We start from the raw sequence: 11,939 nt of genomic DNA, 5'->3' as shown, positions 1-11,939 counted from the left end.
CCCTCCTTAACGCGATAATGCGGTGATAATGTTCAGGCGCCAAGCCGACAGGGCCGGCAGTATCCCGGTGACAAAGCCCAGTAGAAGAATATACCCCGCCGCGGACAGGAATATTTCCGGCTTCATAATCAAGGGCGGCAAGGTCGCAACATTTTCCGTGATCAAACGGGTAAGTGCGACAGACGCCAATACCCCGAGCCCGCCCCCAAGGATCGCCACCAGAAAGGATTCGCCCAGCACCATACGGAAAATACGCCCCGACCTGAACCCAAGAGTTTTCATCACTGCAATCTCGTTTGTTCTTTCCCGAATGGCGAGCGCCATGCTATTCCCGACAATCACCAGAATGATAAAGAAAGCCGCCAGAACGACAAACTGGATGATCAGGGCGATATTGCCCAATTGTTCGATAAAAGCCTTGTTAAAGGCTTTTTCCGGCACCGTTTCGGTTTCAAAGAAAGAATTGGCGAACTGGTCATCAATGGCCTTGATCACCTGTTCATTTAACGCGGGGTCTTCTGTACGAACCGCAACAAAGCCCGTCTGGTTCTGACCAAAAGTACGCGCCTCATCAAAATATTTGAAATGAAAATACACACCACTGGTGTCAAAGGAAGGATCGGCACCCCGGTAAATCGCCTCTATATCGAAATCCCAGGTCTGTCCTCCGGTTTTTCTGGAAAAGATATTCGACGAAATCGGAACCCGGTCTCCCACTTTCCAGCCGAACCGTTTGGCGACGCTTTCCCCGATCAGCAGGCCTTGCCGGTTCTGTAGCCAGGCTTTTCGTTGGGCATCCGGTATGACGATTTCATCATAAACATCAAGGAAACGGTCCTGTTCAACCGCAAACATGGGCATAAAATTCTTTGGATCCTGATAATAGCCGCCAAACCAGCTCATATGCGCGCTCTCGGCAACCCCTTCAACACTACGGATGCGGGTGACATAAGACAACGGCAGGGGTTGGGTGAAATTCACCTTGTTGACCACGATCAGACGATCATCGGCCGACAGTTCCACCCCGGAATCCAGCGCCATCTGGAATGCCATCAACACCCCGTAAATCATAAATGCAATGAAGGTTGCAAACAGAGTGAGAAACAGGCGCAGTTTTTTCCGGGTCACATTTTTGAAGATCAGATAAAGGTCGCCCATCACAGCTCTCCTTTCTCCACAAAGTCGCCCTTGTCCAGATGCAGTACCTTATGAGCGTATTTCGCCGCTTCAGGGTCATGGGTTACCATCACAATGGTTTTGCCATAATCCCGGTTCAGTTCCTGCAGCATGGTAAGAATTTCATTGGCGGTTTCCCGGTCAAGGTCCCCGGTCGGCTCATCACAGAGCAGCATCTTCGGGTCTGACACAATCGCCCGGGCAATCGCCACCCTCTGTTGCTGGCCGCCAGACATTTCATTGGGTTTATGCCCGGCCCGGTCCTTCAGCCCCACCAGTTCCAGCGCCGCATCAACACTTTGCGACCGGCGTTTTTTCGGCAAATTCGTCAGCAGTAAGGGCAATTCCACATTGCGCGCCGCCGACAACATTGGCATCAGATTGTAAAACTGGAAGATAAATCCGATATTCTCCGACCGCCATTTGGCAAGACCGTTTTCCGACAGACTGTCGATCCGTTCACCGTCGAACCAGACTTCCCCGGTTGTCGGCTGATCCACACCACCCAGCATATTCAGCAACGTCGTCTTCCCAGACCCGGACGGTCCCATAATGGCGAGAAATTCGCCGCGCTTGATGGTCATATTCAGATCTTTGAAGATCGAAATAACCTCACGTCCTTTGGTAAAACTCTTGGCAATCCCCTTCAACTCAAACAAATTTTCACTTTCGACTTTCTGTTTTTTCATCGCATCCATGATCATTTTCCAGTTGATTTGTTATTTAAATAATAGAACGGTTTTACTCTTTATAAAAAGACATTTTTACGCCCATTTCCGGCAGAATGCGCGGGTCATTCACCAACAATTCTATTCGTACGCGCACGGTCGCCTTATTGCGATCCGCCGTCGGGATTATCGCAATCACCCGTGCTGGAATCTGCCACTGGGGGTAAGCGTCAAGGTTGGCTTCAACCCGTTGGCCTTCGAAAATCCGTCCAATAAAGGCTTCATTGACATCGGCTTCAATTTCCAGGGACGCCATATCGACAATGGTACAAATCCCGGTACGCGTAAAGCCGCCTCCCGCCGATCCCGGCGCTACAATCTCGCCCGGCTGGGCATTCTTGATGGTCACCACCCCGGCAAAAGGCGCCCGGACCGTGTGATCGTTAAGTCGTTCCTGCTTTAATTTCACATCCAGACCGGCCGCTTCGAGATCGGCAAGAGCCCGAGCGAGTTCAGCCTGCCCGGTTTCCACATTGAGTATACTGTTGGTCAGCGCCGCCTCGCTGGTGAAATCGCTGGATTGCAAGGATTCGACCCGTTTCAGAACCCGATTGGCTTCCTTGAGACTTGCCCGGGCGCTCTGTACCCGTGCCTGTGCTGATTTCTGCTGGGCCTTCGACAGATCAAGCCCCACCTGCGCCAACGTGTCATCAAGCGTGGCCAGTTTCTGGTTCTGCTTTACCGCCATGCCTTCTTCCACCAGAACGTCGACAATACGCCCTGTCAGTTCCGCCGACACGGTCGCCATGCGACGGGCGATTATGTACCCGCTTGCATCAAGAACGGCATCATCAGAAGATTGCGCGCTGGCCGTCGGACCCGGGACCATCTTATCGGCAGCGGGTTTGATTGAATTTCGGGAGACAGTATCTGTCGTGTTTTTCTGTTGAGAAGGTATCTCGGGCGCGGCATAATTCGACGTCGACGTCCCGCCCCAGATATAGCGCCCGGCCCCAATTCCAATTATCAGGGCAATGAGAAAAATCACCCCCAAAGCCACAAGAGACGTCCCATCCGGGCTTTTGTCATCTCGATTTATAGTTAATTGCGATAATAAGTCTTTTTTTTCTGTCATGCCCTCATCCGCCATGCTGTTGACTTTACACGCTCAACCCATAAATGAAAACACTTCTCAATTCCACCTTAATATTATATGGCGTCATTTTTTTCAGGGTAACGGTCAACAGTATGGCTCTCAGGGCATTATCCTGAAAAGACGCTATTATTCAACGCGTTTGATGGTTTGAATAACCACAGGCGCAATCAGAATCTGCCCGCTGGTATATTCTAGCTCTGCACTTTTTGGCTGTATGGTGTTCATTTTCTGTATTTTACGGACAATATCCATACCGCCGGTAACCTTGCCGAATGCGGCAAATCCCTGGCCATCAGGATTGCGCATGCCACCAAAATCGAGGCTGGGCTGATCCTTAACACAGATAAAGAACTCCGAAGTTGCCGTGCCTGGTTGATTCCGGGCCATTGAAATCACACCATCCTTATGGAGCAGACCGCTATCCTGTGTCGTCTCATGCGCGATAGCCGGGAAAGGCGCATCCGTGACATCCATTCCCATGCCCCCTTGAATAACGCCAATCTTAATGTTGTTCTGGGCCTGATTATCGTCGCGGACGACCCGATAGAATTCGCCCCCTTCATAATGGCCGCCATCAACATATTTAAGGAAATTAGACACCGTCGTCGGGGCAGCTTCAGGATAGAGCTCAAGCATAACCTCACCGGCGGACGTCGTCATGATCAGCTTGACAGTTTCAGACGCCCAGGAGGCCCCCATGGCGAACAGACTTATCAACATGGTCAACACACTCGACAGAAACAGATTACGCATGGGATCTCCTATAAATTACTTATTATTTTGACATGACCTTACCGTCTTTCATCACCATCGCCAAGTGACAGCCGTCTCCTGTCAGCAATGTGATGTCTTCCAGAGGATTTCCCTCCACCAGCAGAAGATCGGCATACGCCCCTTCCGCCACAACCCCAAGGTCTCCGGTCCGGTTCAGAATTTCAGCGTTAACCGACGTGGCCGATTTTAGAATTTCAAACGGGGTTTGTATCGCGCTTCGGATCAAAAACTCATCGGATTGATGCACATGCATATCGCCCAGAAGGTCTGTGCCAAACCCGATATTAACTTTCCCCGCCATGGCATTTTCCAAAGACTGCAGACCGGCATCACTGACCGCATCAAGTTTACGAAACTGCTCATCATTAAACCCAAAGGCCCGGCCTTTTTCGCGGATCGCCTGGTATGTCACCAGGGTCGGCACCAAAAATGCGCCTTTTTCCGCCATGTATCGCGCGGTATCCAACGTTAGGAAATTACCATGTTCCATTGTACGGATGCCAAGTTCTACGGCTTTACGGATTTGTTTGTCCAGATAGACATGGGCCATGACATAGGAACGCCGTCGTTCCGCTTCATCAACCGCCGCCCGGATTTCATCGTCCGTGAACTGACACAGCCATACCGGGTCCGCGTCTGTAGATACCCCGCCATTAAGCATGATTTTAATCTGGTCTGCGCCTTTGCGGAACTCTTCCCGCACGGCTTTGCGGACCGCATCTTCACCATCTACGACCGCGACCATATGGGCCTGATGTGAAGCGCACAGGCAGGGTTCTTCATGAACCTTCGCCCGCATTTCGCCATGACCCCCGGTTTGCGTCAACGGGCGGCCGGAATAAAAAATACGGGGTCCCTTGATCAGTCCGGTACGGGTGGCTTCTGCCAGACCAAAGTCGGCCCCGCCCGCATCACGCACAGAAGTAAACCCACGCTGTAAAGAATTTTCAAGTAAATTAGATGCCGCCGGATAGAGCAAAGAGGGCGGTAACGTTGTCATATTATAGCCCTGAACCTGCACCAGGCAGGCATGATAATGGGCATCTATCAATCCCGGCATCAGGGTTTTACCCTGCCCCGAAATATGATGCGCACCGGGAAGCTGAACTTCCCGGTGCGTTATTTCTTTTATGCGTCCGTCTGCGATGACCACATGGTGATTTTCCATAATTTCCGGCGAAACGCCGTCAAAAATATCAACATTACTCAGTACAATCATCGACATCTGGTATCAATCCAACTTAAAAGACGAACGCGTTATCCAATCCGTAAAGATTAGAAATTGCCTTTTACGGTGATACCCATGGTGCGAGGCTGCACGCGGATCGCGCCATCTGGATCGAACGGTGCGCGACGCAAGGAACGTACGACACCACGACTATCGAACAGGTTGCTGGCGAACAAGGACACTTCGAGGTTATCCCATGTTACACCGACACGTACATTGGCCAGATCATATGCTTCCATATCGCGGTAATCCGCATTGGCTGCATTAAATTCGGTCTGACGGTGTCCTGTATGCTGATAGTTGGCCCAGACAAAGCCGTCCATTGTATCTGTCAGAGGATATACATATTCCAGCGTCGCATTCAGGCTGAATTCCGGCACATATGGTGCACGGTCACCTTTTACGGCGCTCAAACTCAGGATATCAGTATCCAGGTTTGATGTCATGTATGTTCCGCCAGTGGTCAATGTCAGACCTTCTGTCAGATTGGCGGTTACTTCAAACTCAACACCCTGACTGGTCAGATCTGTCACGTTTTCCCGGTAACCAAAACCACACTCAAAACGACGGCTTGTCTGCACATCATCCCATTTAATATGGAATACAGCGGCATTGACCATCAGGTTACCATCCATCGCACGGCCTTTGACACCCGCTTCGTAGTTCCAGGTTTTGTCTGGAGCGAAAGTTTTGAGGTCTGCGACATCAATACCCAACGCTTCGACTTCATCGCCACAGGTGGCCAATGGGATAGAGGCATTGACTCCACCATAACGGAAGCCGCGGGCCACTTGAGCATAGACCAGCATATCGTCGGTGACATCGTAGGATATGTTCAGTTTAGGGTTAAAGCCATCTGCTTTACCTTGTGCAGGGTTGTCTATTTCCGCACCACCGGCAAGAATACCTGAAACATAAGTAGAGATATCCTGTTTCCAGTTAAAATAACGCAGCCCTGCGGTCACTGTAAACTTATCAAAGCTGTAATAAGCTTCGCCAAATACAGCAAAAGTTTTTACAGTCAGATCATCTGTACCGTAATAAAGATGATCCGTTGGCGCTCCAAAGCCAGCCGCTGGCGCGCCCAATACATCATCAGACCCCGGGACGGGCCATGTGTTCTGGTAAGCAACATCTTTTTGGTCAAAATAAGTACCAACAGTCCATTGCAGAGCGCTATCCGTTGTGGAAGCCACACGCATTTCCTGAACAAACGTCTCTGTCTGGGTATAATCAACCAACTCGTGCGGCACGAGATCACCAAAGCCAGGAACTAGAATATAAAACTGATCCAGAGACCGTGGGTTAATAATATCCCGCTTAAAGAAGGATGTCGAAGATACAAACTCTGCCGTGTCCAGATCATATGTCATGGTCAGGTTATAAATCTGCATTTCATCATCATAACCATCGAAGGAAGGATAGTTCCGGGCCAGTTCGCCTGCGGCATCAACATCTTCCGGACGACCATTGTCGGAATAGTCATGATGAATGAAGTTAAAATCGACCGTGAAGGCATCACTGACCTGAACGCGGCCAGCTACTTTTAAGCCTTTTGACGTGCCATCATTGAGGTCTTTTGCTTCATGTCCTTCCAGAACATTATCAATGTAACCACCATTGCTCAGATAGTAAGCGCTGGTGCGCAGAGCAAATTTATCTTCAATGACCGGAATGTTAATCAGACCTTTGACTGAATAATTCTCGCTACCTTTACTAATGCTTGACAGGCTGGCTTCCACCTTGCCTTCAATTTCATTCAGGTTTGGTTTTTTGGAGACCAGACGAATGGTCCCGGACATGGAACCCGCACCGTACAAAGTACCCTGTGGACCACGCAGAACTTCAACGCGTTCCAGGTCAAAAAGGCTCAACTCCGGGTTCATCGCACCCATGGAAATCGGAATCTCGTCCAGATAAACACCTACAGTTTCCTGGTTCTGTGTATCATTATCGTTGCCGCCTCCGTTTGAGACGCCACGAATGGAGATACGTGTCCGGCCCGGACCGTTTTGATAGGCTGTCAGACTTGGTACAGTCCCGAGAATATCGGTAAAGTCATTGGCGCCCATTTTTTCGATCGTTGTTTCGGATACCACATTGATGCTCATGGGAATATCCAGCAGCGTTTCAGAACGCTTCCGGGCTGTAACCACGATTTCATCAAATTTAGGCTGAGATTCAACAGCTTCAGCAGAGGCTGTGCTGGATACAGCAAAACTGCTCATCAACAAAACGCTGGCCAATGCCGTAGTCTCTGTCCATTTCCGGGAAACGCGGCCCCGGCCCTTAAAAGTTGGTGTTGTATTCATTCCTCATCCTTTCGGGAGATACTATGCATCACGAAACGGCGATGCTTATATTATTCGGAAAAGGAGTAATAACAGAAACAATCTGCGAATAATGATGAGATCGTCCGAATAAATAATGAATTCTTCAAAAAGTAAGGTTATTTCGTTAAAAGGCCCGGATCGCCTTGGGCAGGAAGCCAAACTGCTTCTTAAAAGCGGCGGTAAAGTTGCTTGGATGCTCATAACCCACCTCTTCCGCCACCTGGGAAATGCTGAGATTACGATCCTGTAAAAGTTCCCGCGCCTTGTTCATCCGGTAGCTTTGACAGAACTCAGAAACTGTCGACCCAAAAATTTCTTTGAATTCAGCACATAACGTCGTCCGGTTTAAACCAACTTCTCGGGCCAGAGCGGCAATTGTTGGTGGCGCCTGATAGCGTTCCACCAGAATGCGTTGCGCTTCATATAATTTTATTTTCAACGTATGCGCCGGAGTAGCCATAACCGGGATCGCCTTGAAATCATCTTCTATTTCCTGAAACAGGCGACAGGTCAGTTCTGCTGATTTCGCTTCCGTAAACAGCCGACGACGGGCCCCTTCATAAGGCATCCTCAACAGGTCAATAATATTATTCATCATTCCGGGCGACAGGGGAAAGTTATAAAGATTCTTATTTAATTTCCCGCCAAAAACCACATCCTGCAAATGAGACGGCATTTTCGACCGGTTTATCCCGAAACTGTTATATAGAAAATTCGGCTTCATATGCAGCGTTACGGAACTCAAGTGACTGTCATTGGCGATCGACAGATCAAATTCGCGCTCTTTTTTTGTGTAGAGAATGGAGGCAGAAGCCTGCGGGATTTCCACACGACCCTCACTTTTAAATGTCAGCCCATAATTCCCGGACAAGACAAACCGCAAAGTAACGATATCTTCCGTCGGCATGATCCGTTGATCATATCGGGCATGATAATGGCCTTCTGCAAGGCAGATCAGCATATCATTATTTGGTCGGTAAAGTTCCCAGTACCCCCGCGCCTTATCATCATTCAGCTCAAGGCGCACCCCGTTATCGGTATCGCAAAACTGGCTAATGTTAAGAAATTCATAGCGTTCGGGTTCTGCACGATAGGCCTGATTAAAGCCCGCATAAATGCGGTTAATATCTTTCCGCGTGGGGTCTTGCATTGGTTTCATGTTCTTTAACAACTAATACACATACTAAAAATGAAATGACACCTGTCCCAACATCTCACGACTAAGGAAATATCATATATGCTATAATATATCAAGATATTCGCTTATCCTTATAACAAAACATGGTTTCGTGAAATCAATCAACAAGCTACACACATCCGTTATAGTATCCTGTTCAAGACCCATGGATAAAGCAGATGCAAAAATCAGGTTCCTATCACGCACAGACAGCAGACGCTGTCACATGTCTTTTTAAAGTCACCACAGCCACAGGGCTGTCGGCTGAGGATGTGGAACAACGTCGGGCGCAATATGGCCCCAATCGTCTGGGCAGACACAAACAAAAAAGCGCTCTGGCCATTTTAGCTGACCAGTTCAGAAATATCCTGGCCGCCTTGCTCATCGGCGCCGCCGCAATTTCTTTCGCTTTTCAAGATACTGCCGAAGGTCTGGCCATACTGGTGGTCATCGCCCTAAACACAACCATTGGCTATTGGGCCGAAAGCAAGGCCATCCGATCAATGGCCGCTCTCCGTAAAATGGGCCGCGCCCACACCCAGGTACGACGGGAAGGCAAATCCGTTGCTATCCCTGGTGAAGATATTGTCCCCGGCGACATCATTCTTCTGGAGGCCGGAGACATTGTCACAGCAGATATACGAATTATTGAATGCCACAGTCTGCAGATCAATGAATCTCTCCTAACAGGAGAAGCAATTCCCGTCAATAAAAAAGCAGCCCCCCTTCCTGTGGAGACTAACCTTTATGAGCGCCATAATATGTTATTTAAAGGCACGTCCATCACCAGAGGAAGCTGTACCGGGGTTTGCGTCGCAACAGGACGCGCGACGGAATTGGGACAAATCGCGGATCTAGCCCAGGAGGCCACCGCCGCGACATCTCCCTTGGAATATCGCCTGCAAAAACTCTCCGCCCAGCTGGCCTACGCCGTGCTTGTACTGATGACGCTATTGACCTTGATCGGACTCGGCACAGGTCGGGAATTGCTGGTAATGATCAAGACGGGAATAGCCTTGGCTGTGGCGGCAATCCCAGAAGGCCTGCCGATTGTCGCCACCATGGCCTTGGCCCGGGGGATGTGGCGTCTGGCCCGGAACAATGCTCTGATTGAACAACTGTCCGCCGTCGAAACCCTCGGCGCAGTCAATATTATTTTTACTGATAAAACGGGCACCCTGACGAAAAATAAAATGAAGGTCATCGATTTCATATTACCCTCGGACGGAGGCTCGCCCGCCGCCCCTGTTTCTGCAAAACAGAGAGCTCTCAGAGTTTGCGCTCTCTGTACCAGCGGTCCTGACCCTCGCCGCCTGACCGATCCAATGGAAAAAGCCTTGGTCGAGGCCGCAGAACAAGCCGGCGTCTTTGCAAAGCAACTGCTCAACGCCTTGCCGCGCGTTCGGGAAATATCCTTTGACCCCGATGTCCGGATGATGGCGACTTTGCACCAACAGGAAAAAAAAGTCCTCTATCTGGTTAAGGGGGCCCCGGAAGCCATCCTCGCAAAGGCCACAAAAATAGCGGGCGACGGGCATGATCCTCCCTTAACCGCCAAGGAGAAAGCCCAGTGGCTGTCCCGCACGGAAAATCTGGCGCAACACGGCTTGCGCATTCTGGCTCTGGCCGAAAAGACCACGGCAAAGACGGACACCCCTGTTTTTGAAGATCTAACCTTCCTTGGTCTGCTTAGTCTGGAGGATCCTCCCCGTAAGGATGCCGCCGCCGCTGTCAAGGCCGCACAAGAGGCCGGCATTCGGGTTATCATGGTCACAGGCGACAACATGGTGACTGGCAGCGCCATAGCAAGAGCCGTCGGCATTGAAGGGGCCGGTCCCGGTGCCGCGCAGGAAGGAACCGCACTGGCCAAAGGCAACCTTACTCCTTCCGCGCAAGCACAATTGCTGAAGACCTCGGTATTTGCCCGAATGTCCCCGTCTGAAAAACTCAATCTGATTGATCTGCATCAGAAGAATGGCGCCGTGGTCGCCATGACAGGGGATGGTGTCAATGATGCCCCTGCCCTGAAAAAAGCCGACGTCGGCATTGCCATGGGTCTGCGCGGCACGGAAGTCGCCAAACAGGCCGCCGAGATGATCCTCAAGGATGATGCTTTCGCCTCCATTGTCATCGCCATCCAGCAAGGCCGGGTAATTTACGCCAATATCCGAAAATTTGTAATCTATCTGCTGTCGTGTAATCTCAGTGAAGTCCTGGTGGTCACCACATGCCTTCTGGCCGGCTTTCCCCTGCCTCTACTCCCTCTGCAAATCCTGTTTCTCAATCTGGTCACGGATGTTTTTCCGGCCTTGGCTCTGGGGTTTGGTCAGGGCGATGCGGAAATCCTGAAACGCCCTCCTCGGGCGCGGAGCGCCGCCCTTATTGAACCACGCCATTGGCAGGCTATTATCGCCTATGCCATCATTATGACTTTGTCTGTTGTCGGGGCATTTCTCTGGGCGCACAGACATCCGGATTACAGTGCCGACGGCGCCAACAGCATTGCGTTTCTAAGTCTCGCCCTCGGACAGCTCTGGCACGTCTTTAACATGCGCAGCCGCCGGGCAGCCCTGCTGAAAAATCAGGTTATGCAGAACCCCTATGTCTGGGGTGCCATCGGGATTTGTCTGAGCCTGCTGGCCGCCGCCTTATACTGGCCGCTTCTGGCGACGGTTCTGCATCTTGAAATTCCTGATCAAAAGGGATGGCTGGTCATTGTGTTCGCCAGCCTTATCCCTCTGCTGCTTGGGCAGATTTTTAAATTTACCCCCCCGAGCAGATCCTGACCTTTTAAGGGACTAGAACGATTGGAATCCCAGCCTTATGCGCGAGGGAATTGGCTACGCTGCCCAACAAAAGGTCTTTCACTTTCGACCGCCCCTGACGACCCACAAAAATCATATTCGCATGATTTTTCTTGGACTGTTCATGAATAACTTCGACAGGGTGTCCCCAGAAAATTTTCGCTGACAGTGGGACCCCGGAATCCTTAAACCGCCGCATCAGAGGTTCCAGTATTTCTTTGCGTTCTGTTTCTTCATCAGCTTTTTTATCTACAATAGGCGGTGAGACTTCCGGCATATAAAGCGGGTAGTATTTCGCCCACGGAACAACTGTGACAAACCGAACTTCCGCATCCGTTTTCTGAGCAATATTCACCGCCCGTTCGGCTGCACGCTCACTACAATCGCTGCCGTCGACCGCAACCAAATATACCGGTTTACTCATTATTTATCTCCTTTTCATAATCACGTTTATGCTCTTCACATTTAACACCCGGCAAGCCTACCCCATGAACCAGATATTTTTCTTGACCATAATCAATATATTAAGCTTTCTCTCTTGTCATACATTTATCATCGTCCTGAAAAAAATTCTGCAATCTTAGGCAGTCCTTCATCAGGCAAAACACGCACTATTTGACAGA

9 protein-coding genes are annotated in these 11,939 nt (G+C 50.3%); 1 reads left to right on the top strand and 8 read right to left on the bottom strand.

The window, feature by feature from the left end:
• Positions 1-6: 6 nt before the first annotated feature.
• The 7 genes from FIV45_RS05945 to FIV45_RS05915 all read right to left on the bottom strand — a co-directional run bounded on the left by FIV45_RS05945 (position 7) and on the right by FIV45_RS05915 (position 8,485).
• Positions 7-1,158 (bottom strand): ABC transporter permease, encoded by a 1,152-nt coding sequence (locus FIV45_RS05945; protein ID WP_099471466.1) that lies wholly within the window; start codon positions 1,156-1,158, stop codon positions 7-9.
• Entirely contained in the window at positions 1,158-1,865 is a 708-nt protein-coding gene (locus tag FIV45_RS05940) for an ABC transporter ATP-binding protein (RefSeq protein ID WP_099471914.1), read from the bottom strand. The genes FIV45_RS05945 and FIV45_RS05940 overlap by 1 nt, the downstream gene beginning before the upstream one ends.
• A gap of 52 nt (positions 1,866-1,917) precedes the next feature.
• Positions 1,918-2,979, bottom strand: coding sequence for an efflux RND transporter periplasmic adaptor subunit (locus FIV45_RS05935; protein ID WP_099471913.1), 1,062 nt, complete (start codon positions 2,977-2,979; stop codon positions 1,918-1,920).
• Positions 2,980-3,126: 147 nt separating this feature from the next.
• Positions 3,127-3,753 (bottom strand): peptidylprolyl isomerase, encoded by a 627-nt coding sequence (locus FIV45_RS05930; protein ID WP_181040153.1) that lies wholly within the window; start codon positions 3,751-3,753, stop codon positions 3,127-3,129.
• A gap of 22 nt (positions 3,754-3,775) precedes the next feature.
• The gene (locus tag FIV45_RS05925) at positions 3,776-4,999 is read right to left on the bottom strand and encodes a metal-dependent hydrolase family protein (protein ID WP_099471465.1); all 1,224 of its coding nucleotides are present in this window, start codon (positions 4,997-4,999) and stop codon (positions 3,776-3,778) included.
• Between the two features lie 50 nt (positions 5,000-5,049).
• The gene (locus FIV45_RS05920; RefSeq protein WP_099471464.1) at positions 5,050-7,314 is read right to left on the bottom strand and encodes a TonB-dependent receptor; all 2,265 of its coding nucleotides are present in this window, start codon (positions 7,312-7,314) and stop codon (positions 5,050-5,052) included.
• Between the two features lie 145 nt (positions 7,315-7,459).
• On the bottom strand, positions 7,460-8,485 hold the full coding sequence (locus FIV45_RS05915; RefSeq protein ID WP_165776915.1) for a helix-turn-helix domain-containing protein: 1,026 nt from the start codon (positions 8,483-8,485) through the stop codon (positions 7,460-7,462).
• Between the two features lie 206 nt (positions 8,486-8,691).
• Here FIV45_RS05915 and FIV45_RS05910 point away from each other — a divergent pair, with 206 nt between their 5' ends.
• On the top strand, positions 8,692-11,298 hold the full coding sequence (locus tag FIV45_RS05910; RefSeq protein ID WP_099471462.1) for a cation-translocating P-type ATPase: 2,607 nt from the start codon (positions 8,692-8,694) through the stop codon (positions 11,296-11,298).
• 4 nt (positions 11,299-11,302) lie between these two features.
• On the opposite strand, the gene FIV45_RS05905 is transcribed toward FIV45_RS05910, so the two are convergent.
• Positions 11,303-11,740, bottom strand: a complete 438-nt coding sequence (locus FIV45_RS05905) for a universal stress protein (RefSeq protein ID WP_099471461.1) — start codon at positions 11,738-11,740, stop codon at positions 11,303-11,305.
• Positions 11,741-11,939 lie beyond the last annotated feature (199 nt).

The sequence above is a fragment of the Paremcibacter congregatus genome (genome assembly GCF_006385135.1).
GTDB classification, from domain to species: Bacteria; Pseudomonadota; Alphaproteobacteria; order Sphingomonadales; family Emcibacteraceae; genus Paremcibacter; species Paremcibacter congregatus.
Note: the sequence above shows the minus strand (reverse complement) of the source record. Positions and strands in the feature narration are given on the sequence as shown.